Genomic DNA, 25,754 nt, shown 5'->3' with positions numbered 1-25,754 from the left:
GGAATTTCTTGCACGGTCGTATTTGACCATGCGACACATCCCGCTCGGTGTGTAGCACAACAGAAGGACTCGCTCAATAGATACAGAAGACTTGTTCAAGGATTGGCACTCGTCAAGAGGGCAGGGGTGTGCTTTATTTAATGGATAACGTAGTTCTCTTTTTTTGAACATCGTTCGTTCTAATTCCTCTGTTTTATTTCCTCATCCACCATTTCATAGGTGTATCTAGTTCTTACTTTTCACGTATTTGTTGGATTTGCCCCTCATAATTTTCCATGTCGGATTTTAGATATTTTTCGTCTATCCGTTTCAGGATATCGGAGATGATAGTTTTTGTGGCTTCCGGCTTAGCAATGTTCTTTGCGTTATTTTTCATAGCGGATAAGCTGACAGGTTCTTCAATCAATCGGTTAAGTTTGTATCTCATGTTGATGAAACTTGACACACGTTGCGCTACACCTGTTTCACACAGGTAGTCGGCATTTCTTCCTTCCTGTCCGGGAACCGGGTCGAAGATGAGCATGGGAAGATGTTTGCTGAGTGCCTCGGAGACTGTTAGTCCTCCCGATTTTGTAATAAGAATATCGGATACATCCATCAATTTATCAATGAATGTAACGTACTCGTACAACTTGAAGTTGATGTTCCTCGGAATTTCTAACGTTGATAGTGTGTCGAACAATTTTTTGTTCTTGCCACAGACGACAAGAACTTGAAATTTTCTTTGTTTGAGGGAAGAAAGAAACTCGATGATATTAGGAACGAGTTTATCAATCACCCCGATGCCGTAACCGCCGGAGAGAATCAATATAGTGAATCTGTCCCGTTCAACTCTGAGTTCTTTTCGAATTGAGTTTCTATTTCCGATGTGTGTAAACTCCGGAGCGACAGGAATTCCAGTTACAGAAATTTTTTCTTCAGAGATTCCGTGCGATTGAACCGTCCATGCGGCTTCTTCAGTCGCGACGTAATACTGTTTTATTAGCGGACTAATCCAGAGTGAATGAACATCGTAATCAGTCGGTACAACATGGTAAGGTATCTTCCATGATTTTTTCTGCATCTCCTCCGAAATGGAAACATAAGGAAGGAAGTGAGTGCAAAGTACGGCTGATGGTTTCCATTCATTCAGATACTGAAGATACTTTTTGAAATTAAATTGGTCGAACAGTTTCAGAAGCGGGTGTTTCGGTTTGATGATGCCTTGTGATTCGGATTTCTTGTAAATGAATCCCCACAGTTCCGGTGCATGTCCGGCAATTGTATTGTTGACCTGACTATAGATTTTTCTGAATAAGGGAGTAGTGAAATCCAGAATGTCACGGTGTTCTACCTCAACAGAACTGAAAAGAGTTTCGGCAGTTCGCTTCAGAGCATCCGCCGCGCGAACATGACCGGCGCCAGCAGTTGTGGAGAGAAGAAGAAGTTTCTTTGATTTCACTTTTGTTTAATGGTTAGAGTTTAGGAATCACTTAAGTTTGATGCTTAATGCTTTGACTCAAAACTTGAAACGAATAACTCAAACAAAAAACCAAAAACTACAAACCTACTAAACATGTACAAGAAATGAAATCAAGTGTCGATTAAATACAATTGAGTTTTCAAGATTACTCATGTGCGCCGCGTTTGGAATGATGTACATTTCAGAATGGGGAATTTTTTTCTGTATTGCCTGTGAAGCAGAAGGAGGAGTAAGGGCGTCATGTTCACCGATGAGAATAAGTGTAGGGACGTTGATTCTTGAAAGCGATTCCGTTGTATCGGTTCGTGCGGCAAGTGCGATGAGTGTTCCGCAAATTCCAATTGGAGGATTGGTGTTGATAATGGTTCGAATCAACTCAATGGCTTTGGGATTTGTCCCGAATGTCTGTTCATCAAACACTGCTTTGAGGAAGCCCTCCGAAAATGCTTTCAAGCCCTTCGCTTTGATGATGTTAATTTGACTCGCTCTTTTGATTTTGTTTTCGTTTGTATCGGCTTCGCTTTTTGTATCACACAATACCAACGCGCGGACTCGTTCGAGATGTCGTTCGATTGTTCGGAGAGCGATGTAACCGCCCATTGATAATCCGACAAGAACCACGTCCCGCAGTTTCAAAGCATCCAACAAGTCAATCAGATCATCAACAAACAATTCAATGGTGTATTGTCCATCGCCGACTTCACTTTTGCCATGACCTCGTACATCATAAGTTATACAAAAATATTTTTCTTTCAACGCGTCTACTTGCGGCTTCCACATTTCTTTGCTGAAGGGGAAACCATGAATGAAGACTATCGGCAGATGTGATGGATTGCCGAATGTTTCGTAAGCGATGATGCCTTTGATTTTGTTTGTTACCATACTCCGTCGGAGTGCGGATTGTTTTCTTTTAATTTTCTTCCGATTTCAACAATTTCTTGTTCATCTACGAGGTCTTCAAACATCGGGAAGAACTCACGCTCTTCACAACGGATATGAGATTCAAGAAGTTGACCAAAATTTTTCAGGCGAGATTCTAATGTTGATGGGTCAGGATTTCGGAAGTATTCGATTTCGTTTTTCATTTCGACATGTTCGTTCCTGAGCCATGCGATGATGCGTGTGTTCTCTCCGAAGAATTTTTCTGCCTGAGGAAATAAAAACCTTTCCTCTGCATCGAAGTGTTGTTCGAGATGTTCTTCAAAAAAATTTACAACGTATTCCGCTTGCCATTTCGGGTCGTGCGACCACAATCGTTCAAGCGCTTGCTTGCCTTGTTGAAGTCGAACGGCGAGAAGTAATCCTTCATGATGTTCGCGGGAAAACGGGATGAGTGATTCATGACGCTCCATGCTTGTTCCTTTCGGGTATTAAAACTGAAGTGAGGACTGAAGTTAATAAGACGAGACAAATGGTCAAAAGCGAAGCGACGATAGGAATATGCACATCGAAATATTCGATAAGCATTTTTAATCCAATGAAACCAAGCACAACCGATAACCCGATTTTGAGAAAGCGAAACTTCTTCATGAAGTTTGCCAACACAAAATACAACGAACGCAATCCGAGAATAGCAAAGATGTTTGACGTGAATACGATAAACGGGTCTCTCGTAATTGCAAAGATTGCTGGAATGGAATCGGTCGCGAAGGCAACATCGGTGCTTTCGACAACGACAAGAACAAGGAACAACGGTGTCATGTGTAATTTACCGTCCTTCCGAATGAAGAATTTACTCCCTTCGTAATGTGGAGTGATTGGGAAAAACTTTCGGCAGAATTTTACAAACGGGTTTCTTTCAGGTTTAATTTCGTCATCGTCTTTTTGCATAGCTAACTTAATTGCTGTGAAGACGAGGAATGCACCAAATACGTATAATATCCAATGGAACCGCTCGATAAGCGCCGCGCCAAGAAGAATAAAAATCGCTCGCATAACAATTGCACCAATGATTCCCCAAAACAATACACGATGCTGATGTTCCGGTTTTACTGCAAAGTATCCGAAGATTACGATGAAGACGAAGAGATTGTCAACAGAAAGCGCTTCTTCAACGATGTAACCGGTGAGAAACTGGAGCGCTAACTCCTCGCCAAACCGATAGTAAACGAAAATGTTAAAAAGAAACGCTAACGAAATCCAGACTGCGCTCCATGCAAGCGCCTCTTTGAATTTCGGGAAATGTGCTTTCCTCTGAAAGACGCCAAGGTCAATGATGAGAACGGCGAGAACAAAAATAAGGAAGAGAACGGTGATGAGGGTTTCGCTCACAAAAATCTTTTCAGTTAATAAATTACGTTACGACGCCAACAAGTGGGAGGGGAGTAGGACGGAGTACCACAAGCCAGCGCCGTAACACATATGTTTGAGTATGATGGAAATTATTCTTCTCGTTTTCCCATCATCACGTAATCCCGGATTTCATATCCGAGATACACCTGACGGGGGCGTGCGATTTTTTGCTCAGCATCCATCAACAATTCCTGCCACTGAGCAACCCAACCGGAAGTTCTTCCTATGGCAAACAACACAGGGAACATCTCGACGGGGAATCCCATCGCCTGATAAATCAGCCCGGAATAAAAATCAACATTGGGATACAGTTTTCGTTTGACAAAGTAATCATCCTCTAAGGCGATTCTTTCCAATTCCAATGCAATGTCGAGTTTGGGATTTCGTCCGGTTACTTCAAATACTTCATCGGCAAGTTTTTTGATTATTTTTGCCCGCGGGTCATAGTTTTTATAAATGCGATGCCCGAAGCCCATCAGTTTTCCTTTACCATCTTTTACCGATTTGATGAATTCCGGTACTTTATCTTTCGAACCGATTTCATCTAACATGTAAAGCACTTCCGCATTTGCCCCGCCGTGAAGCGGACCATACAATGCTGCTGCAGCCGCCGCGGTTGCCGAGAACGGGTCAACATGCGAACTGCCAACGCTCCGCATTGCATTCGCCGAACAATTTTGTTCATGGTCTGCATGAAGAATGAACAATACGTCGAGTGCGCGTTCAAGAATCGGATTCACTTTGTATTTGACTTCCGTCATCTTCATCAGCATGTTCAGGAAATTTCCTGCGTAACTTAATTCGTTGTCGGGATAAACATACGGTCTGCCAACGCTATGACGAAATGCGAACGCCGCGAGAGTTGGCATTTTTCCAACAAGACGGTAAATTTGCAATCGTCGTGTCTCTGCGTTTTTGATATTCTTCGCGTCGGTATAAAATGTTGAGAGCGCGCCAACCGTACTCACCAACATTCCCATCGGGTGTGCATCATAGTGAAATCCATCCATAAACTTTTTGATGTTCTCGTGGATGAGGGTGTGCGCCATAATGTTGTTCGTCCAATCCTCAAACTGTGTTTTCGTTGGAAGTTCACCATTGATGAGGAGATATGCTGTTTCGAGATAATTGCTTTTCTCGGCAAGTTGTTCAATAGGATAACCGCGATAGCGAAGGATACCCTTGTCTCCGTCAATGTATGTAATGTTGCTTTTGCACGAAGCGGTGTTCATAAACGCCGGGTCGTACGTCATCATTCCGAAGTCATCATCTTTGACTTTGATTTGGCGTAAGTCCATTGCACGAATTGTTTCGTTTTCAATTGGGATTTCGTATTGCTTCCCTGTTCGGTTATCAATAATCGTCAGTGAATTTTTAGAACTTAATGGCTGAGCAACATTTTGCTCAGTCCCTGCTGATTTTTTTTGTTCGGATGCCATAGAGATTGTGTACTCCTGAGATTTATATTCAAAGGTTAAATGATTTTTTAGTGTGAGAATGTACTAAAAATTCAAGAGATTTACACGCTTTTGTTGTTGTTTCTCTCAGGTTGATAACGTATTTTTGTTCCCATGATAATCAAACATGCCTATGCGAAAATCAACATCGGACTTCGTATCCTGAGGAAACGCCCCGATGGATTTCATGACCTTGAAACGGTGTTCCATCGTGTGAACGCGAAGGATGTTTTGAAGTTTGAAGAAGCAAAATCCGTGACTATCGTTTCTTCCCATCCCCATGTTCCGCTCGATGAGAAGAATTTATGCGTAAAAGCCGCCTTACATTTTAAGCGTCGTTACGGAATAAAAAAAGGTGTGAAAATTACACTTGAAAAAAATATTCCTGTTGGCGCCGGTTTGGGGGGAGGAAGTGTTGATGCTGCAGTAACAATCCTTGCGGTGAATGAACTGTGGAATAGCAATATCCCCGTCGAAGAACTTTTTCCAACCGCGGCAAATCTCGGTTCCGATGTTCCATTATTTTTGAAGAATTCCTCTGCGTATGCTACGGGACGAGGTGAGAAACTCTCATACTTCAACCTCGATATCCCGTACTGGATCGTTCTGGTTTATCCGAATGTGCATGTCTCTACACCATGGGCGTATTCACAGTTACAGGTTCATAGTAAAAAAAATAAAGTAGATCTGAAAAACATACTGCTCAAACACATAGGTGAACCAACATCGTGGGCTCAGACGATTCAAAATGATTTTGAGGAAGTGGTATTTACACATCATCCGTTCATTGCTGAATTGAAATCGAAGTTGATTGATTCGGGAGCGGAATTTGCGCAAATGTCAGGGAGTGGTTCTTCGGTGTATGGAATCTTTCGGGAAGAGGAAACCGCACGGCAAATTGTTGAAGAAATGAAAAAAACATTTCCTGTATTTCTCACTCCACCACATTTTCAACCTGAGAACTGATTGCATCAGTATGAGGTTTTCTCTATATTGTCAGCCGAAATGAGAAGAATTAAACTAATTGTTGCTTTGTGTCTCCGTGTCTCTGTGGTAAATTTTTTGAAGCACAAACTCACAGAGACACTGAGTATAGCGTTGCTGCTTATTAGTTTAACTAATTTTCTGAGTGCACAAATTCAACCAACTCCCGCACTTCCACAAGATTCCACTTCAGCAAAGGATTCAGGATATATTCCCATTCAACCGATTTCGTTGCTGGGTTCGCTGGATAGAAAGTTATCAGGCGAAAATATTTTACCTGATTCACTTTTTCCATTTGTTGATTACAGGTATTTAGGCGATTTGCTTTCAATGTTTCCTGAAGTGTACGTCCGGGATTTGGGAAGCCCGGGACAATTACATGGCTTGACAATGAACGGAGTAGATGCCCGTTCGATTGCAGTCATGAGCGATGGAATTCTTCTGAACGAGCCGCTGACCGGCGTGTTTGATTTGAATCTCTATCCTACTGAATACATCGAACGCGTAGAAATTATTCCTGCGACACGAGCATTTCTGTACGGAATAAACAGCACGGGCGGCGCAATCAATCTTGTCACGAAAAATTATGTTGCCGCCAAGCCAATCAGCCGGATTCGATTTTTTGAATCTGCGTACGAGCATACATATTTCGATGGATTCGTCAGTCAGGATGTGAAGCGTGATTTGAACGTAACGATTGGCTTGCAACATCCTTCGTATTACGGGCGATTCAGAAACAGCAATCACGAAGCATGGAACGCGCGAGTAAAAATCAGGTACAATATTTCGGAGAATCTGAATATTTTTGCATCGGAGATGTACAATCAAACCCGAACCGGATTGAATGGCGGGCTTGACACACTCACTCTGCCGATTGACTACTACGACAAGATTGATGCAATTCTCCGCAACGAAGATGCATACGAAAAAATCACACGGCACGATGTGCAACTTGGTATGGGTGGACGATTCTTTTCTGACTCCAACTCAATTACTTCGCTCACGTTGTTTCACTCGACCAATCTCCGTGAGTACCGGGATGAAAATCCGCCGATACCGTACAACAATATTTTCGTTCAGCAAGACCATTGGTCGCAATGGTACGGCGCAAGATTGACGCACAATCTCTCTTTATTCGGAAATGAAATTGATGTGGGAACGGAGTTTCAATCAAGAGGCGTTATCGCAAGTAGTGTGATGAGTCAGGAATTCAGAAACAATAAAAGCGTTTGGATAAAAGATGAGTTCGTAGTACCAACCATGGATTTGATGGTTTCAGGATTCGGTAGATACGAACATGAACCAAATCAATATGCGTTTGCTTCCGGTTTCGATGCCTCATATCAAGTATTTCCTTTTTTGAATGTTCATGGTGGAATGTCGAAATCAATTAGAAGCAGCACGTTGCAGGAAGAACTGTGGAGAGACTCTACTGTTGACTCATGGCTTTCTCTTTCTCATGAACAACATGAAGTTCGGGAAGTTGGTGTGAAGGTGAATCTTTCAAATCTTGATTTACATTTGAGTTATTCTCAGAGAACTATCGCATCGCCTTTGGAAAATATTTCAACTACTTATACAAATCCGTACCCCAATGTTTTCATTGATAAATTCAGCGAGCGAAATATTAACGGCTTGAACGGTAAAATAAATTTTCGATACGGATTGTTTGTTGCAGAAGGACTGCTTCAATATTTGTCTATTACTAATGATGGAAACGAAGACACTCGTTATCCTCTATGGAACGCATCCGGCGGCATCTACCTCTGGGATAAATTTTTCGATAAGCATTTGAATATCAAAGTTGGTTTTCGGGGAAGGGTCGTTAGTGCGCACGATGGCGTTGAGTTCAATCCGCAGGCGCAAATGTATGTTCCATCAACATATTGGAAAGTAAAATCAGTTGGCATCGGAGATTTCGTTCTTCTTGCACACATCGGAGATGCGGACATCAATTTAGTATTAGAAAATCTGTTCGGACGAGACTACATTCTCGTTCCGTATTTCCCGATGCCAGACCGAACACTTCGGTTTGGATTGAATTGGCAATTTTTGGATTAACTGATTTGATACTTAGTCAAGGTTTGAGTATCTTTTCTACAAAATTTAAGAGATAGTATGTCGAGTCTAACAATTGAAATTCCAACCGATCTGCGTCAAGTAATTGAAAATCATACTGATGTTGATTGGCAAGAAATAGCAAGGCGGTCGTTATTTGAGTATGCTCGTAAACTCGCTTTGTCTGACCATTTAACGAATGAGAGTTTATTAACTGAAGAAGATGTTATCGAATTAGATAGACAGATTAAAGCGGGAATTGCAAAAAGGTATTCATAAGAGATGCAACTCGTTCTTGATACGAATATCCTTCTTGCCGCGTTAATCCGTAATTCCAAAACCCGTAATTTACTTCTCCATCCATCTTTTTCATTTTTTCTTCCTGAATATTCTTTGGAAGAAATCAAAGAACACCGACGAACAATTGTTGATAAATCGAAATTGTCAGAAACAGAAATTGATTTCCTCCTTGACCTCTTACTTTCAAATCTTACTATCGTCCCCGAATCATCTTTTCATTCATATATCAATCGGGCGAAGGAGATAATGTCTTTAATAGACCCGGACGATTTTCCATTTGTTGCTTTGGCTCTATCATTTCACAATGATGGCATCTGGTCTCAGGATAAAGATTTACATAGACAATCAATCGTAAAAATATGGACGACTGCTGAATTACTCAATCTACTTTCGGAGGGAAAAATAAGATGATTTACCGTTTTTCTAACTTATGTCGGAGAAATATTATGCCTAGAAATTATTTATTTTCAGTTTCATCTTTATTAATAATTATACTTGCTACTCAACTACTCAACTACTCTGTACTCTCTCAACAAAAAGCCGACCTCGTTTTCACGAACGGAAAAATCTGGACGGTAGATAAACAGAAACCAACCGCTCGAGCAGTTGCCGTGCTGAACGGAAGAATACTCGCTGTCGGTTCGACTCAGGAAATCCAACAGTATGTTGATGCGTCAGCGACGAAAGTGATTGACCTGCAAGGGAAGTTCATGATGCCCGGTTTCATTGATAACCACACACATTTTTTGGATGGCGGATTTCAATTGCAAAGTATTGATTTGAGGGAAGCAAAGAACGAATCGGAATTTTCACAAATTGTAAAAGAGTATGTCGAGAAACATCCGAACCAATGGATTACAGGAGGAAATTGGGACCATGATAAATTTCCGACTGGCGAATTGCCGGGAAAAGAATTAGTAGATTTGTTCACCGAGCAACAGGGTTTCTTTGTTGTCCGCTACGATGGACACATGGGACTTGCAAACAGTTACACTCTTGCACTCGCCGGAATAACACGAGATACTCCAAATCCTCCCGGCGGAGAAATTGAACATGATAAATTAGACGGAGAGCCAACAGGAATTTTGAAAGACGAGGCGATGAATCTTGTCTATAAATTAATTCCGGCTCCGAGCGAAAGTGAAAATCTTCAAGCCGCACGACTTGCGCTTGCCGAAGCGAGAAAACTCGGACTGACAAGCATTCAAGATATTTCATACGATGCCGCTTTGAAATCATATCAGAAATTAAAATCAAAAGGAGAATTAACAGCCCGTTTGTATTGTCGTCTTCCGATTTCGCAATACGAGAATCTTGTTAATCTTGGAATCCAGGTCCCGTTCGGGGATGAGTGGATTCGCATCGGTTCACTGAAAGCGTTCGCCGATGGTTCGCTTGGCTCGACAACGGCATGGTTTAACCAGCCGTATAATTCAGACCCGAACACAACCGGCTTGGCAAGCGATATCGTTCTCGACGGCAGTCTGGAAAAATGGGCGCTCGATGCGGACAAAAATCGCTTACAACTTTCGATACATGCCATCGGTGATAAAGCAAACAGTTGGGTGTTGGATTTATATCGGAAAATTGTCGAGACGAATCCGCGATGGGAGAGAAGATTCAGAATCGAACACGCGCAGCACATCGCGCCGGAAGATTTCTCCCGGCTTTACGGACTAGATGTCAATGTGGCTGTTCAACCGTATCACGCAATTGACGACGGACGATGGGCGGAGAAACGCATCGGCAAAGAGCGTTGCAAGACGACATATCCCTTCAGAACATTTATTGATAAAGGAATTCGAATGTGTTTCGGAAGCGACTGGACAGTCGCGCCGCTCAATCCGTTGCTCGGAATTTACGCGGCGGTCACTCGCAGGACGATTGATGGAAAGAATTCGGAGGGTTGGTTTCCCGAACAGAAAATCACTATCAAAGAAGCAATCGAAGCATACACAATCAACAATGCCTACGCGGCATTTGAAGAAAACGAAAAGGGTTCAATCACCGTCGGTAAGTTTGCAGACTTTGTCGTTCTCTCTCAGGATTTGATAACGAGTGACCCGAATCAAATAGAAAATATAAAAGTAGAGATGACGGTAGTTGGCGGGAAAATCGTGTATCAAAAGGAGTAACTTTAACGTAGAGTTAGTAGTCGCAGTCAGTTGGTAAAAGGTGAAAGGTGAAAGGTGAAAGGTGGTAGGTGATAGGTGTTTGAGATAATTTTATTCACTACTCTCCATAGACCACTCACCACTCACAAATCACTAATGACTGAGTACAAAGTACCAAGTATCAAGAATTAGAAAAAATATATGAACAATGAACAACCATTAAGTGAACAACAATTTCAACCACAGCCGCCACCGCCCATGTACCAACAACCCGCCGTTAATTATGCGGGGTTTTGGAAACGCTTTGCCGCAATCTTAATTGATAAACTCATCATCTCAGTTGCATCACTGATTATTTTGTTGCCCTTTATTGCTATGATTGGTGTCAGCGCGTTTATCACGGAGCGGGATGTTGAAGCGGTAGGCTTTTTCCTGTCTATGATTATTGTCTATGTCATCGTGGCGATGATGATTGTGATCGCGGAGTGGCTGTATTTTGCAATCATGGAATCGCAGCGCGGAGCGACGATTGGAAAGATGGTGCTGAACATTGTTGTCACCGACATGAACGGACATCGCATTACATTCGGTCGAGCGACGGGAAGATATTTTTCTAAAATTATTTCAGGGATGATTCTCTACATCGGTTACATGATGGCAGGATGGACACAACACAAGCAAGCGTTGCATGATATTATTGCAGGGACGTTGGTGGTGGAGAAGGATAGGGTGTTTTGAATCTGAGAAATACCACCTAAAAAATATTGAGTAAATAATTCTTATCGCCAAACCTCAAATCTGTAACCTGTAACCACTCAAGGTCTTCACAATGACAAAGTATCTATTCTTCCTCCATTTTTTCTTTTGTCTTGTAACTCACTCACAACCACTCAGTCCTCGCATCGCCAACTATGATATTGATGTTCGGCTTGATGTCGAGAAGAAAATGTTATTTGGTCATGAAGTGTTGAAGTGGCATAACAAATCTTCGGATGTTGTTTCGGAGTTGCAGTTTCATCTCTACATGAACGGATTCCGGAATTCTAAGTCAACGTTCATGAAGGAATCAGGCGGACGGTTGCGCGGAATAAAGATGGATAAAGATGGCTGGGGATATATTGATATTAAAAAAATCACATTGCCTTCGGGAGAAGAGTTGACAAGCGCGATGCAGTTCATTCAACCGGATGATGGAAATACAGATGACAAAACTGTTTTCAAACTTCCATTGCCAACGCCGCTTCAACCGGGAGATTCAATTTCATTGACAATAGATTTTGAAGAGAAATTACCACAACCGCCATTTGCCCGAACTGGCGTGAAGGAAGAATATTTCTTTGTCGGACAGTGGTTTCCGAAAGTCGGCGTATATATTGACGGCAAGTGGAATTGTCATCAATTCCACGCGAACTCGGAATTCTTTGCTGACTACGGAATGTATGATGTTCGTATCACCGTTCCTGAGAAAAATATTGTGGGTGCGACCGGAATTGAGCATGAAGTGAAATCAAACGGAGACGGAACTGCCACACACTTTTATCATGCAGAAGATGTACATGATTTTGCTTGGACAACAAGCCCGGAATTCATTGAAGTAAAAGGGAAAGAGCAGGATGTTGACATTCGTGTTCTTATGCAGCCCGACCATATCGCACAGGGAGAGCGACATCTCGAAGCGGCGAAACTTGCTGTGCGATATCATCAGAATTGGTATGGCGATTATCCGTTTCCGAATCTTACCGTTGTTGACCCGCGGCGAGGTGGCGGCGGTTCCGGCGGTATGGAATATCCGACACTCATTACAGCAGGGACGAGTTATGGCGTTCCCGATGGAATCAGGATTGTCGAGGTCGTTATCGTTCATGAATTCGGACATAACTATTGGTATCATCTTCTTGCATCGAACGAGTTTGAAGAAAGTTGGCTTGACGAAGGAATCAATACGTACACTGAAATTCAAATCATGAATGATGCATACGGTTCAGGAAGTGCGGTGAACTGGTTCGGATTGAAAATGAACGATATTGATTTACATCGAGGACAATACATTTCTATTCACAGCACCGACCCGACTGTTCGCAATGCTTGGGAATTTGCTTCGGGCGGAAGTTACGGTGTCAATTCATATTCAAAACCGGGATTGATTCTTACGACATTGCAACATCATATCGGCAAAGAAAAGATGCAGGAAGTGATGCGTGCGTATTTCGAGCGATGGAAATTCAAACATCCAAAAAGCCATGACTTTGTGAATGTGGTGAATGATGTAACGGGGAGTGATTTCAACTGGTATTTCAATCAGGCATTATATTCTGCAAAAAAGATTGATTATTCGATTGAGAAAGTAAGTTCAAATGAAGTGAAGGCGGCTGAAGGGTATGACTATACGTTTTCTGATGATGAATCAGAGAAAGATGACGAGGCGAAGGAGTATGAATCCGAAATTGTTGTGAGGCGAATCGGTGATTTCACGTTTCCTGTCGAGGTTGAAGTCGTCTTCGAGAATGGAGAAAAGGTGAAAGAGAAGTGGGATGGAAATGATTTGTGGAAGAAATTCAAATTCACAAAAACATCTCGCTTGAAATATGCAACAGTTGACCCTGAACGAAAAGTTGTTCTTGATATCAACTACACAAACAACAGCAAAACGCTTGAGCCGCAAAGCGCCGGTATTAACAAGACAGCGTTCAAGTTCATGTTCTATTTGCAGATGCTGTTCGATCAACCTGACCTGATGAATATACTGACATTCCTTACCGGCACTTTTTAGGAGACTCGCGATGATATTCAATTCTTTACTCCATGGATTCAAACAAACTCTCCGAATGAAACGGATGATTGCAATATTTTTCCTGACGAATCTCCTGATGGGATTGCTCGTGATGATTCCGCTCAGAAATATGCTGAATGATTTTGCGGGCAATTCATTGATGGGTGAATCGTTGACGGGGGGAATCAACTGGGATTTTATTTTTGAATTTTTCAATAATAATTCCGGTGGAATCAAAATGTTGGGAGGGTTAATTGCCGTCGCCGCGATGATGTATTGGCTTGCGGGATTATTTATTTCGGGCGGAGCGTTCTCTTTATTTTTGAAAAGCGAGGGATGGAACGGTAGTATTTTCTGGAGTGATTCGGCAAAATATTTCGGGCGATTTTTTCGTTTGTGGCTTTGGAGTATTCCTCTGTTTGTTGTTTTGTACGGAATACAATTTCTTGAAACAGGATTTGTCCGCGTTGTCTTTGGAAGCGACCCGTATGAGAATGTAAAGTTCTGGGGAAATGCTGTTCGTGTCGGATTGGGTTACCTTGGAATTATTTTCTATTACGTCATCTTTGATTATGCGAGGATGTATGTTGTCGAAACCAATACACGAAAAATGAGAATCGCCTTAAAGAAAAGCATCCTCTTTTCTGTCAAGAACTTTTGGAAAGTCTTTGGGTTGGCGGTGATATTCTTTTTGGTAGGAATATTATTCCTTTTGATGTATCGGGTGAAGGCATCCTTTCTTTCCTCGCCCGATGTGTTTGTGATTTTCCTGTTAATCATCGTTCAACAAATTTATATTCTTCTCAAGTCAGCATTGAAATTGATGCTTTATTCAAGTCAGGTTAATCTGTATCAAAAGTATTTCCCGAAGGAAATACCGATTGAGACAGTTCCCATAGAAAGTGAACCAGGTAACGTTTCATCAGAATTGAGTTCTGCCGTGTGAGATTTCCTTTTGTTCGGTTGATGCAATTTTGTTAAACTATGGCAATTCATTGTCATCATTAATGAAAGGAAACGTATGAAAAATATTCTTTTTCTCTTGTTATTCGTTCTTAGCACCACCGTGATAGCGATTTGTCAAACTTCATCGGATGCAAAGGATGAATCAAGTTCAAATCTCAAACAATATTACAGCGGGAAATTCGGATTCTATCAACCGGGCGACGGACTGAACAACGGTTTGCTCATCGGTATAGATGGAATTACTGAGTTCACCAAGTATAATTTTTTCCTCTCCGGTGCGATTGATTTTTATCCCAAACAATCCATAGATATTTTCCATCAACCGAAACCGAACGTCCAGCAACAACAGATGTTCCTGTTACCTCTTCATGTGAATGTCGCCTATAAACTTTTTCATGTTGAAGATGCGGACAGTCGCGGGTACATTGGAATTGGCGGCGGGTATTATTTTTATTTTTATGCTGTGGATTATCAAAGCAGTTCCGGAGGGATTTTTGGTTCGTTGACGACCAACAGCGAAACGAAAAACGGTGGGAATATTTTCGGAACATTATTCGCTCGTGCGTTAATCGGGAAAGTTTTTGTTGAGCCCAGATTATATTTTGCTTCGAAGAGCGATGATAATGTCGGTGGTAACAACTTTACGGTCAACCCATCGGGATTCGCTCTCACTATTGGATTCCAATATCATAACTAAGGAACTACATGAAATCAGTTTTCTTCATTTTTATTTTTTCTGTTTGCATTTATTCTCTTTCTGCCCAAAATCTTCTCGATGATAAAACACGCGACTTGTTCCATGAAGCGTTAAGCGGAGAACTCGCGAAGGAACATGTCATACAAATTACGCGGCATCATCGCATTCAAGGTTCGCGCGGGTATCGTGATGCGGCGAAGTATGTTCTGGGAAAACTTCGTGAGTATGGTTTTTCCGAGAACGATGCGTATATCGAATCATTTGTTTCGGATGGAAAGAAAGAATATCAAACGTGGCAATCGCCTTCCGGTTGGGACATCACTTCCGCCGAGTTGCGCATGGTTGAACCGTATGATGAACGCATTGTCGGGTATCCTGAAATTGCGATGAGTGTGATAACGTATTCAAACGCCGGAGATGCAACAGCAGAACTTGTTGATGTTGGAAACGGAACATCGGACAAAGATTATGAAGGAAAAGATGTTCGTGGAAAGTTTGTTCTTGCAACAGGTTACGGAGGCGCTGTTCACCGCCTTGCTGTGTTGAAGTACGGAGCGAAAGCGGTTGTCTGTTTTCTCGATGATGAACGTGCGAAAGAATATCCCGATATGCTTCAATACACCGGCATGTGGCCCCGAAGCAACGAATTAACCACAACAACCTTTGGCTTCAATCTCACAAACAGGCAAGGCAAAAAGTTGAAGGAGTTGTTAGCATCTGGAAAGAAAGTTGTGCTTCACGGAAAAGTGGAGGGAGTTGGACTTGAACCATATTACATGGATGTTGTAGTTGCAAAAATATTTGGAAGCGAACACCCGGAAGAAGAACTTGTGTTCAGCGCGCATCTTGACCATCCGAAAGAATCTGCAAATGATAATGCGAGCGGTTCAGGTGCGATTCTCGATATTGCGCGTACGTTGAATGAATTGATTAGCAGCGGTCGTCTCCCGAAACCGAAACGCACGTTCCGGTTCATTTGGGTTCCTGAGTGGAACGGAACGATGGCGTACATTGATGGTCATCCGGAATTTGAAGGACCGGAACTCGGTGGCAATTGGCTCGCGAACATGAACATGGATATGGTGGGTGAAAATCTGGAGTTGTTACATTCTCAATTGATTCTGACACGAACTCCCTCTTCTCTCCCATCATGTGTGAATGATGTTGTCACCAACATGGCGGAAATGGTTGACGGAATAGATGTGCGAACGCCAAGAGGAAGTTTGTCGGCGTTTAACTATCGCGTAACACCGTACGGAGGAGGAAGCGACCACATGATGTTCATTGATAGAAAAATTCCGGGCATCATGTTCTCCCACAGCGATTACACGCACCATACGTCTGAAGACACGCCTGATAAAGTTGACCCGGTTGAACTTGAACGATGCGAAATTATTGCCACCTCAACATTGTGGTATCTTGCTAACTTAGATGATTCACAAGCAAAGAATTTAAGTTATCATGTTCAAGCAAGAGCGCTTGGACGCTTGGGAGATGGGGCGAAAAAAGGATTACAACTTCTTGCAGGTCGTGATACAGTTACCGGTTTGGGAGATGAGGCACAAAATATTCTCAAGCAATCGTTAGCAAATGAGATTGATGGACTCATTTCAATTTTGAATTTCAATAATTCTGTTGATGTAAAACAGGATGTTGCTACGATTCAATCTGCTTTGAAATATCAATATGAATTTCTTGCAAAGGAAATCGCTGATAAGGTGAAAGGAACCAATGCAGGAATATCGCTCAAAGAAAAAAGGGATACACGCATTCCCGTTCGGATGACTCGCGGTCCGCTTGATTTTGGTTTACCTGCAAATACGTTGGATGCGGAGAAAGCAAAGTGGTACAGTTCAAGCGAAAACACAATTCGAGGCGATATGGAATTCGAGATAGTCAATTTCATCAACGGTAAAAAAACAATTTCTGAAATCCGGGACGCGTTAAGCGCAGAGTTTACCCCCGTGAAAGTTGAAGCGGTTGCACATTACATTGAAGACCTTGTGAGTGTGGGAGTGGTGAAGTGGAAGTAATATCTGTTGTTCTTGTTCAATTATTACAATACTGAGTTAAAATTGATAGATTGGGCTAACTTTGTTGAAGATTATTTTATATTTTCTCCACATTTTTGTTGAAAATCTATCAAAGAATTCTTATACTCAGTCCCGTAAGGGCTTTCCATAGCCGATTGAGTACTTCAAACAAAGCACAAATTTCAATATTCAACCAATGAACTTGTATATGTTAGGGAAAGGAAAAAGTATGATTCGAATTTCTACTATTTTCTTGTTATTCACGAGTCTATTTTTTATTGCCGTTCCGGTTGCGGGACAGTCGTTCGATTTACCGATTCAACTTGGTGTGGGAATCGGGGGAATGAACGGCAACAAAGAGTTTGATGGAAACACGGATTTTCAAGCACGATTATTTGTTAGACATTATTATACCGAGAGCGTTCGCGGAGAATTTGGTGTCGGCATCGGTGCCATATCTGATTGGTTCTATGAAACACATTTATTTCCATTTGATTATCGCTTACTCTATTCGCCTGAATATTATGAGCGATGGAGTCCGTATTTGTACGCGGGGTTTGGTTTCGTCTCATATGATGTTGCACGGTTAGACATTGAACATCTTCCCGCGTGGATAGCACCTCGTTATAAACCGGAAGGAATTTCAGCGTACATTCCTTTTGGTATCGGTGTTGAATTAGTTGCCGAAGAAGGATTGGGATTAGATTTTAATCTCGGATATAATTTCGCTTTTACGGATGAACTCAACGGCAGTCACGCAGATGAACCGAACGATGCGTACTGGACATTTCTTATCAGCATGACAATTAATGGAAGCGGTTATAACCGGATGAATTATCGTTCGACCTATTCATCTGATGAGCGTCGTTGGGACAGAGGAATGAACGGACCTGATTCCGATGGCGATGGTTTGAGTGACGATGAAGAAATCATGCGATACAGAACTGACCCGTATAACCCTGATGGCGATGGAGATGGACTGAGAGATTCGTATGAAGTTTTAACGTTTCATTCCGACCCGTTCCGCCCTGATACTGACTTGGATGGATTGAATGATGGTGATGAAGTCCGAACATATTTCACCGACCCGTTGAAAAAAGATACTGACGGTGATGGTTTGGATGACAGGGAAGAAGCGAAAGTCACACACACAAATCCGCTTGACCCCGATACAGACCGTGGTGGAGTGAAAGATGGAATTGAAGTTGCAAAGAACGCGCATCCGTTGGATGCAAGTGATGATAAATTTATCTCAATAACTGATGCAGATTATGGAACCCCGACGGGGCGAGACATTGCACGACCATCTGCAAAAGAACTTGCCGAAATTCGCGCAAGACTTGCTCTTGAAGGGATTGTGTTCCGAACAGGAAGTGCGGATATTCTTCCAACCTCAGTTCCAATTCTTGAGCGAGTATATCAAACACTGAAGGAATTTCAGAGTGTGTATGTTCAGATTCAAGGACACACAGATAATATTGGCAGCGCTTCTGTTAATCTTGATTTATCCCGTCGCCGTTCCGCCGCTGTAAAATGGTGGCTGGTCACACGTGGAATTGATGCAAACAGATTAACAACAAAAGGATTCGGTTACTCACGACCGATTGCTTCTAACGCTTCGGAATCCGGCAGGCAACGTAACCGGCGTATTGAGTTTGTTGTTCAATAGCAAAGGAGATAAAAGAACTTCAAAGCCGATTCAGAACTTGAGTCGGCTTTTTTTTTGATTTTGAGTGAACTGTTTCATACTTTCAGGCATCAATGAAGAAGTTCCTGTTCATACTCATCGGCACAGTCCTGTTCCTTTTTGAATCTGCTTTCTCCCAAGAGGATGAAATGACGGTGACAAGGCTTGGAAGAGGATTACCGTTTAATATTGTCTACGACATTGCTCAGGACAAAACTGGATTTCTCTGGCTTGCAACTGAACATGGTTTATACCGGTACGACGGTTACACGTTTGTAGAATCGAGAAAATTATTTAATGATTCAATTACCCCCAACGCCGCGATTCGACAATTAGTTATTGATTCGTGGGATAACATCTGGATGAATGCCGATGGACTGTATAGAATTAATCTTCTGGAAAAATCAGTTCGACAACTTCATGTAGAAAACGATTCGAACATCCGGAGAGGGAATTTCACACTCCATCTTGACCGAAGCAGTACAGTTTGGATTCGTTCAACAACGATGTACAAATTCGACAGACAACAGGAGAGATTTCTTCACTACGCACTTTCTCTGCAAGATGCGTCTATGGAAAAAGGTTTCGTCGAATCGTCAACGGAACAAGGCGTGTTCTGGATTGCATCAAGAGACGGTCGTTTTTATCGTATAGAGAGTGTAACGGGTAGAACAAGAGAGTTTACAATCCCAAACAAACAACTCACAACTTCCAATACAAATCAGATACATTCACTCTTTCAGGATTCACAAGGAAATCTCTGGATAGGAAGCGAAGCACATGCGTATGTATTTGATTCAAAGAAAGAACTGTTTATTGAAATCATGAAAGGCGAACCGTTCAATTCTTTCGGAGAAGATGCAAAAAAACAGTTATACATCGGAAGTTCTTCGAGATTATACAAATTGGATTTGACAACATTTCGAAGAGATGAACCAAAATCGGTTACGCCAGTATATGTCACGGAAGCACGCTCGCTCATACGGGATATTCTGTTTGACGGGACAGGCAATCTCTTTCTTCATGCAAAAGGTGTGTACAGATATAACGCCGAAAACTCGACGCTGAGGTTTTACCAATACGAGCCGGGGAACAATCGAAGCCTCAGTGTCAACACACTACGAATGTTGTTTCAGGATAGGTCGGGAGTAATTTGGGTGGGAACGGACGGCGGTGGTTTGTGTAAAATCGAACGGCGGGGTAAAAAATTCGCACTGTACAGTTCAGCCGTGGATAGTTCAACTACGGAGAATTTTAATGTCCGCGCAATTGGCGAGGCGAACGATGGAACTGTATGGATTGGCTCGTTCGATGGATTGCATTTTCTAAAACCGGGTGTTGGGTTGAAGCGATTCCACTTTGAACATCAACTTGCCAACAATATCAATTCCGAAGGAAAGATTTTGATTGGTTCGATTTACACTGAAAACGATGGCTCGGTTTGGTTAGGAAGTTGGGGAGCGGAAGGAGTGTTTATGTTCCAAAGCAATGTGGATAAAGTGAATCGGGTTACGTTTCCGGAAAATAAAAAAAATCTTCTCCCCGGAGTAAGACGATTCTTTCGTGATTCTTACGGCTCCCTCTGGATTGCTACCGGAAATGGCGCATTCAGAATAAAGCAAGACGGCGCTGACCATTTTTTGCCTGATAGCGATAATGCGAATAGCATTTCTTTTCATACCGTTTTCTGTTTCGGAGAGGATTCAGATGGTATGATTTGGATTGGAACCTTACGAGGATTGAATCGGTACGAGCCTTCGACAAATTCATTCACGCTATATTTCAACGACCCGTCTCAACCCAAGAGTCTCAGCAAAAATGATATACGGGTAATTCATCGTGACAAAACGGGGACGCTTTGGGTTGGAACAGCAGGCGGCGGCTTGAATAAATACGAATCGGCAACGGATAACTTTACCCGGTTTACTATGAACGAAGGTCTGCCGGACAATCGCATCTACGGAATTCTTGAAGATGACCATGGAAATCTTTGGATAAGCACGCACAACGGATTGTGTAAATTCAATACGCACACCTATCAATGTAGAAATTATTCTGAGAGCGATGGTTTGCAGGCATCGGAATTCAACACGGGTGCGTATTTCAAAAATAAGAACGGAGTGATGTACTTCGGCGGTGCATCCGGCTTTAATGTTTTCCATCCCGATAGTATTCAGGATAACTCGTTTGTTCCGCCGGTCGTGATTACAAGATTGAAAATCTTTGATGAAGAAATCCCGTTTGAAAATTCAGGAATTGAACTATCGTATTTTCAGAATTACATCAGTTTGGAATACTCTGCTTTGAGTTACCTGCTTGGTGAAGAAAACAAATACGCGTATTTCATGGAAGGATTTGACCGCAACTGGCATGAGGTCGGAACGAACAGGTCTGCAAACTACTCACATCTTGACCCGGGAGAATATACCTTCAAAGTGATTGCATCGAACAGTGATGGCGTGTGGAATACGCAGGGAGCGTCACTTCGAATCATCATCATCCCGCCGTTCTGGATGACGACATGGTTTCGCGTTATTGCAATTGTCCTGTTTCTCTCTATTGGTCCAATCATTTATTACCGGAGAGTTACAACGCTGAAAAAGGAAAAGGCGCTTCAAGAGGATTTCTCCCGTCAACTTCTCGATAATGTTGAAGGCGAACGAAAAAGAATCGCAGGTGAAATTCACGATAGCCTTGGTCAGAATCTTCTCGTTGTGAAAAACGTATTGCAAACCGGCTTGGAGTCGGCAGAAAATGTTGAGAAGACAAAAGGTACGATAGAAAATGCTGTGAATATCGTTGGTCAAACAATTCAGGATGCGCGTACGTTATCATACACGTTGCACCCGCTAATGCTGGAAGAACTTGGGTTGACTACCGCATTGCAGTATTTACTTCGTAAAACATGCGAAACATTTTCCATCCAGTTTACAAGTAATGTTGAGGATATTGACGGACTCTTTTCACCTGAAGCGGAGGTTCATATCTTTCGGGTTGTACAGGAGTGTTTGAATAATGTTGTGAAACATTCAGGCGCAACGACCGCTACGCTGACAGTCAAGCGTCACAAAGAGTTCGTGGAACTGTTGTTATCAGACAACGGGAAAGGATTTGATGCAACAAAATCCGGTGTCCATCGGGGGAACGTCGGCGGGTTCGGACAGAAGAACATGAAAGAACGAACTCGTCTACTCGGGGCTGAAATGAATGTTGTATCAATCATGAGTGGTGGAACAACTGTTTCACTTCGATGCCCGGTAAAGGAGGCGGCACAGAATGGATAAACGCATCACAATTGTCATTGCAGATGACCATCCGATGTTTCGAGCAGGAGTGCGTCAAGCGATTGAGTCGGACGAGTCCCTTCATTTGATTGGCGAAGCAGGAACTGGCGCCGAGGCGTTACGTTTGATTCGAGACCGAATGCCGCAAGTCGCTTTGCTTGATATGCGAATGCCGGAGATGACCGGCTTGGCAGTTGCAAAGGAATTGTTAAAAAGCAATTCAACAGTAGAAATAATGTTTCTGACCATGCACGATGAAGAAGAATGGTTCGAGAAGGCGATGGAGGTCGGTGTGAAAGGATATTTGCTGAAAGATAGTTTGCCATCCGATATACTTCAGGGAATTCATGCAGTGGCAAAAGGGAGATATTACATTAGTCCGAAACTTTCCGGAGCGATGATGCAACGAAAACAGGAATCGAAATCGTTGACGGAAGAATTTCCCGACATCGAAAAACTGACAGAGATGGAGCGAACTGTTTTGCGTTTGGTTGGAGAAAGCAAATCAAGCAAAGAAATTGCGGATGAATTGTTTATCTCTTCGAGGACGGTTGACAATCACCGGTTTCACATTGCGGAAAAACTTGGAATCAAAGGAAGGTACAAACTACTTAGGTTTGCGATGGAGAACAGAAAAATGCTTTAGTTTTAGATGGACTCCACCTGCGGGTGGACTCCATCTCTCGCTCCGTATCCCTCCGAAAAATGAGTAATTTTACTCATATCAAAACTGTAACTTTACTTATGTTCCTGCCTCCACTTTCTTGGTATCTTTACCCATCAATGTACAAGAAAGAATTACCATGAAAATTTTAGTTGTAGAAGATAACACCAGCATGTATGAAAACATCGCTCGTACGTTAGAGGGAGCAAACAACAGCATCGTCTATTGTTCCTCCAGTTCTGAAGTGCTGATGCGGTTTGAAGAGAGCAAACCGGATGTTGTGGTTATGGACATCAGAATCAAACCGCTCAACGGAATCAAGACAACAAAAATGCTGAAAGATATTCACCCGAAAGCGAAAATCATCATGCTCACCAGCCACGACGAACCGGAATATAGAAATGCGGCGAGAGAAGCGGGCGCGAATGCGTATGTGCTGAAAGAAAATCTCGCCCATCTCAAGACGCTCATCAACATCATTTAATCAGAAACTATCATCAAACATTCATAAGGAAAACTACCATGAAATATTTCTCTTTGTTCTTCTCCATGTTCTTCATAACCATGATTGGGTTTGGACAAATCCCGCGCAAACTATCGTATCAGGGATTACTCACCGATTCATCAGGGGTTCCACTGACGAACGGGAATTATGATATGACGTTCAAACTCTATAATCTTCCCGCAGGCGGGACATTACGATTTACAGAATCTCACATAGGAGTTCCGGTTGAGCAAGGCACCTTCAGCGTAACGCTTGGTTCAGTGGCTCCGTTGACAGTCACATTCAAAGAATCATTATATGTTGATGTTACTGTTGATAACGGTCCGGCAAGTTTGACGTATCCGGTCACATTCTCATCGAGAACTGAACTGACTGCAGCGCCGTATGCGTTAGGTCCGTGGGCGCCGATAGATGATAAAGTATATTTTTATGGGAAGGTCGGGATTGGATTGAGCAATCCAACTTCTGCATTGGAAGTTGAAGGAACGACCACAACAGAAGGTTTCAAAATGATAGATGGAGCTTCCGATGGCTTCATAATGCAGAGCGATGCAGATGGCAACGCGAGTTGGGTTAATGCAAACACAATTTCAGTTTCAGGTGATAATCTTGGAAATCATACTGCTACACAAAATATCAATCTTAACGGAAATTGGCTCTCTAATGATGGAGATAATGAAGGAATCTATGTTGACACGTCTGGCAATGTTGGAATTGGAACAACATCAACATTGTCCAAGTTCGAGGTTATCAAAACGAGCGATGAAGATAATTATGCAATTGTTGGTAAAGCATCTCCCACCAGCAGTGTTGTAAAATCAAGCGTAGGGGTAACCGGCTTTGCTCAGGGTTATCCTCCGAATTCTTCACTTAAAGGGAGTCCGGGAACTTCCGTCGGAGTTATGGGGGTAGCAAATTACTCAAACTCAGAAAATGCTTTTGGTGTTTATGCCGCTTTGTCAACCTCGCTTCCGGATCCCAAACTTGTCACAACAAATTCAGCGCTGTATGCAGATGGAAGCGGGGGAAGTTATTCGGGACTTTTTGTTAATGGCGAAGTTGGTATTGGAACGATTGCACCCACGCAAACATTAGAAGTAGTGGGGACAACAAAAACAACAAACTTTCAAATGACAAATGGCGCTTCTGCTGGTTTGGTCTTGCAAAGTGATGCAAGTGGAAATGCAAGTTGGGTGAATCCCTCAACTCTCACAGGTTCGTATCTTTCCCTGTCTGGCGGAACAATGACCGGAGCGATAACAAGTACAGGCGACCCATCAATCACAATGGGGAAAGGAAATTTCGGAACAAGCAATACAAATGAAGGGACACAAGCCTCCGTTGCAGGAAGTAATAACCATGCACGCGGCAATTTCTCCGTTATTAGTGGTGGTGGTGGTGCTGAGGCAGATTCAAATTCGGCTACAGGAGAATATACAACGATAGGAGGCGGCAGAGGAAATATTGCAAGTTATGACCACGCGACGATTGGCGGCGGTTATTTTAATCAAGCAAAGAGATATTATACCACTATTGGCGGAGGTTACACGAACACAATCTCTGCAAGTTACGGTACAGTTGGAGGTGGCGCGCAGAATTTGGTAAGTCAACAGTATGGGATTATCGGAGGCGGAGGCTCAAACACGGCAAGTGGATTCTCTTCAACAATAAGCGGCGGAAGTTCAAATACAGCAAGCGGTGAATATTCAACGATATCTGGAGGCGAGTCAAACACTGCAAGCGGTGCATATTCGTTTGCGGCAGGCAGACGAGCACAAGCGCTCCATGATGGTTCGTTTGTCTGGGCTGACCAGACGGACGAAGACTTTTCATCAACAAGTACAAATCAATTTCTCATCCGTGCTACGGGTGGCATGCGCGTATATAGTCCGTCGGGAAATGCCGATGCGAAAGTAGAAAGTAATTCAGGACATACATACATGAGTCTTTCTGCTGTATCAGGAAAAGAAGATGCACTTATTTTTCAAACAACAAGCAGTGGATATAAAAACAGATGGGGATTTGGAAAAAGCGTAGCGTCAGAATCAGGTTCGAATGCAGGCTCGGATTTCTTTATTAACAGATATGATGATGCCGGCAGTTATCTCGGTCAACCGTTTACCATTATCCGTTCGACTGGATTTGTCGGAATCAATACAAGTTCAAATAAATCTACGTTGGATGTGAACGGTTCTGTCGGGATGAGAATGAAAACTAATCAAATTGCCGGCACAAATAACCCCGACGAGACGGCGACAACTTGGATTTTTACAACAGGAGCGGGAACTATCAATTTGCCTACGGCAAGCAATTGCACAAACAGGATGTATGTTATTATCAATAAAACGGGAGCGACACGAACAGTCTCCGGTTATTATGATTTATCTGATACATTTCAAACTTCACTTGCGACGGCGACTGCATTGTGGGTTCAGTCAGATGGCACGAATTGGTTGCAAGTGAAGTAATCGTGAATTGATA

At 42.6% G+C, this 25,754-nt stretch carries 20 protein-coding genes; 15 read left to right on the top strand and 5 right to left on the bottom strand.

The annotated features are described in order from the left end of the window. Positions 1-232: 232 nt before the first annotated feature. The 5 genes from HY960_12055 to HY960_12035 form a co-directional block, all read right to left on the bottom strand. Positions 233-1,441: a glycosyltransferase gene (locus HY960_12055; protein ID MBI5216476.1), complete on the bottom strand. Its 1,209-nt coding sequence runs from the start codon at positions 1,439-1,441 to the stop codon at positions 233-235. A 108-nt stretch (positions 1,442-1,549) separates the two neighbouring features. Next, a complete protein-coding gene (locus HY960_12050) occupies positions 1,550-2,344 on the bottom strand; it encodes an alpha/beta fold hydrolase (protein MBI5216475.1) in 795 nt (264 codons plus the stop codon). Then, on the bottom strand, positions 2,338-2,814 hold the full coding sequence (locus HY960_12045; protein MBI5216474.1) for a hemerythrin domain-containing protein: 477 nt from the start codon (positions 2,812-2,814) through the stop codon (positions 2,338-2,340). Before HY960_12045 ends, HY960_12050 begins: the two co-directional genes overlap by 7 nt. Then, positions 2,801-3,733: a TerC family protein gene (locus HY960_12040; protein MBI5216473.1), complete on the bottom strand. Its 933-nt coding sequence runs from the start codon at positions 3,731-3,733 to the stop codon at positions 2,801-2,803. Before HY960_12040 ends, HY960_12045 begins: the two co-directional genes overlap by 14 nt. Before the next feature lie 110 nt (positions 3,734-3,843). Then, the gene (locus tag HY960_12035; GenBank protein MBI5216472.1) at positions 3,844-5,193 is read right to left on the bottom strand and encodes a citrate synthase; all 1,350 of its coding nucleotides are present in this window, start codon (positions 5,191-5,193) and stop codon (positions 3,844-3,846) included. A gap of 132 nt (positions 5,194-5,325) precedes the next feature. Between HY960_12035 and ispE the strand changes: the two genes are divergently transcribed. The 15 genes from ispE (at position 5,326) to HY960_11960 (ending at position 25,741) form a co-directional block, all read left to right on the top strand. Beyond that, positions 5,326-6,177: a 4-(cytidine 5'-diphospho)-2-C-methyl-D-erythritol kinase gene (ispE, locus tag HY960_12030; GenBank protein MBI5216471.1), complete on the top strand. Its 852-nt coding sequence runs from the start codon at positions 5,326-5,328 to the stop codon at positions 6,175-6,177. A gap of 96 nt (positions 6,178-6,273) precedes the next feature. After that, positions 6,274-8,256 (top strand): TonB-dependent receptor plug domain-containing protein, encoded by a 1,983-nt coding sequence (locus HY960_12025; protein MBI5216470.1) that lies wholly within the window; start codon positions 6,274-6,276, stop codon positions 8,254-8,256. 57 nt (positions 8,257-8,313) lie between these two features. Then, complete coding sequence (locus HY960_12020) at positions 8,314-8,532, top strand: hypothetical protein (protein MBI5216469.1); 219 nt, start codon at positions 8,314-8,316, stop codon at positions 8,530-8,532. Between the two features lie 3 nt (positions 8,533-8,535). Beyond that, a complete protein-coding gene (locus HY960_12015; GenBank protein ID MBI5216468.1) occupies positions 8,536-8,964 on the top strand; it encodes a PIN domain-containing protein in 429 nt (142 codons plus the stop codon). Positions 8,965-8,999: 35 nt separating this feature from the next. Next, positions 9,000-10,688, top strand: coding sequence for an amidohydrolase (locus HY960_12010; protein ID MBI5216467.1), 1,689 nt, complete (start codon positions 9,000-9,002; stop codon positions 10,686-10,688). A gap of 237 nt (positions 10,689-10,925) precedes the next feature. After that, positions 10,926-11,405, top strand: coding sequence for an RDD family protein (locus HY960_12005; GenBank protein MBI5216466.1), 480 nt, complete (start codon positions 10,926-10,928; stop codon positions 11,403-11,405). A 91-nt stretch (positions 11,406-11,496) separates the two neighbouring features. After that, positions 11,497-13,437, top strand: a complete 1,941-nt coding sequence (locus HY960_12000; protein MBI5216465.1) for a M1 family metallopeptidase — start codon at positions 11,497-11,499, stop codon at positions 13,435-13,437. Positions 13,438-13,447: 10 nt separating this feature from the next. Beyond that, positions 13,448-14,383, top strand: a complete 936-nt coding sequence (locus tag HY960_11995; protein MBI5216464.1) for a hypothetical protein — start codon at positions 13,448-13,450, stop codon at positions 14,381-14,383. Between the two features lie 75 nt (positions 14,384-14,458). Next, entirely contained in the window at positions 14,459-15,100 is a 642-nt protein-coding gene (locus HY960_11990) for a hypothetical protein (protein MBI5216463.1), read from the top strand. Between the two features lie 8 nt (positions 15,101-15,108). After that, entirely contained in the window at positions 15,109-17,133 is a 2,025-nt protein-coding gene (locus tag HY960_11985) for a M28 family peptidase (GenBank protein MBI5216462.1), read from the top strand. Between the two features lie 229 nt (positions 17,134-17,362). Continuing rightward, a complete protein-coding gene (locus tag HY960_11980; GenBank protein ID MBI5216461.1) occupies positions 17,363-18,802 on the top strand; it encodes an OmpA family protein in 1,440 nt (479 codons plus the stop codon). 92 nt (positions 18,803-18,894) lie between these two features. After that, complete coding sequence (locus HY960_11975) at positions 18,895-22,104, top strand: hypothetical protein (GenBank protein MBI5216460.1); 3,210 nt, start codon at positions 18,895-18,897, stop codon at positions 22,102-22,104. Beyond that, positions 22,097-22,750: a response regulator transcription factor gene (locus HY960_11970; GenBank protein MBI5216459.1), complete on the top strand. Its 654-nt coding sequence runs from the start codon at positions 22,097-22,099 to the stop codon at positions 22,748-22,750. The genes HY960_11975 and HY960_11970 overlap by 8 nt, the downstream gene beginning before the upstream one ends. A gap of 157 nt (positions 22,751-22,907) precedes the next feature. Then, a complete protein-coding gene (locus tag HY960_11965; protein MBI5216458.1) occupies positions 22,908-23,252 on the top strand; it encodes a response regulator transcription factor in 345 nt (114 codons plus the stop codon). Between the two features lie 38 nt (positions 23,253-23,290). Next, complete coding sequence (locus HY960_11960) at positions 23,291-25,741, top strand: hypothetical protein (GenBank protein MBI5216457.1); 2,451 nt, start codon at positions 23,291-23,293, stop codon at positions 25,739-25,741. The last annotated feature ends 13 nt before the right edge of the window (positions 25,742-25,754 follow it).

Source organism: Ignavibacteriota bacterium, assembly GCA_016212665.1.
Classification (GTDB): Bacteria; Bacteroidota; Ignavibacteria; order UBA10030; family SZUA-254; genus FW602-bin19.
The sequence above is the reverse complement of the archived record's forward strand: the minus strand, read 5'-3'. Positions and strand labels throughout refer to the sequence as shown.

Excerpts from the sequence above, each read along its gene's own strand:
- HY960_12050 (MBI5216475.1), bottom strand. The coding sequence starts at position 2,344 with ATGGTAACAAACAAAATCAAAGGCATCATCGCTTACGAAACATTCGGC.
- HY960_12045 (MBI5216474.1), bottom strand. The coding sequence starts at position 2,814 with ATGGAGCGTCATGAATCACTCATCCCGTTTTCCCGCGAACATCATGAA.
- HY960_12035 (MBI5216472.1), bottom strand. The coding sequence starts at position 5,193 with ATGGCATCCGAACAAAAAAAATCAGCAGGGACTGAGCAAAATGTTGCT.
- ispE (MBI5216471.1), top strand. The coding sequence starts at position 5,326 with ATGATAATCAAACATGCCTATGCGAAAATCAACATCGGACTTCGTATC.
- HY960_12020 (MBI5216469.1), top strand. The coding sequence starts at position 8,314 with ATGTCGAGTCTAACAATTGAAATTCCAACCGATCTGCGTCAAGTAATT.
- HY960_12015 (MBI5216468.1), top strand. The coding sequence starts at position 8,536 with ATGCAACTCGTTCTTGATACGAATATCCTTCTTGCCGCGTTAATCCGT.
- HY960_12010 (MBI5216467.1), top strand. The coding sequence starts at position 9,000 with ATGCCTAGAAATTATTTATTTTCAGTTTCATCTTTATTAATAATTATA.
- HY960_12005 (MBI5216466.1), top strand. The coding sequence starts at position 10,926 with ATGTACCAACAACCCGCCGTTAATTATGCGGGGTTTTGGAAACGCTTT.
- HY960_12000 (MBI5216465.1), top strand. The coding sequence starts at position 11,497 with ATGACAAAGTATCTATTCTTCCTCCATTTTTTCTTTTGTCTTGTAACT.
- HY960_11995 (MBI5216464.1), top strand. The coding sequence starts at position 13,448 with ATGATATTCAATTCTTTACTCCATGGATTCAAACAAACTCTCCGAATG.
- HY960_11990 (MBI5216463.1), top strand. The coding sequence starts at position 14,459 with ATGAAAAATATTCTTTTTCTCTTGTTATTCGTTCTTAGCACCACCGTG.
- HY960_11985 (MBI5216462.1), top strand. The coding sequence starts at position 15,109 with ATGAAATCAGTTTTCTTCATTTTTATTTTTTCTGTTTGCATTTATTCT.
- HY960_11980 (MBI5216461.1), top strand. The coding sequence starts at position 17,363 with ATGATTCGAATTTCTACTATTTTCTTGTTATTCACGAGTCTATTTTTT.
- HY960_11975 (MBI5216460.1), top strand. The coding sequence starts at position 18,895 with ATGAAGAAGTTCCTGTTCATACTCATCGGCACAGTCCTGTTCCTTTTT.
- HY960_11970 (MBI5216459.1), top strand. The coding sequence starts at position 22,097 with ATGGATAAACGCATCACAATTGTCATTGCAGATGACCATCCGATGTTT.
- HY960_11965 (MBI5216458.1), top strand. The coding sequence starts at position 22,908 with ATGAAAATTTTAGTTGTAGAAGATAACACCAGCATGTATGAAAACATC.
- HY960_11960 (MBI5216457.1), top strand. The coding sequence starts at position 23,291 with ATGAAATATTTCTCTTTGTTCTTCTCCATGTTCTTCATAACCATGATT.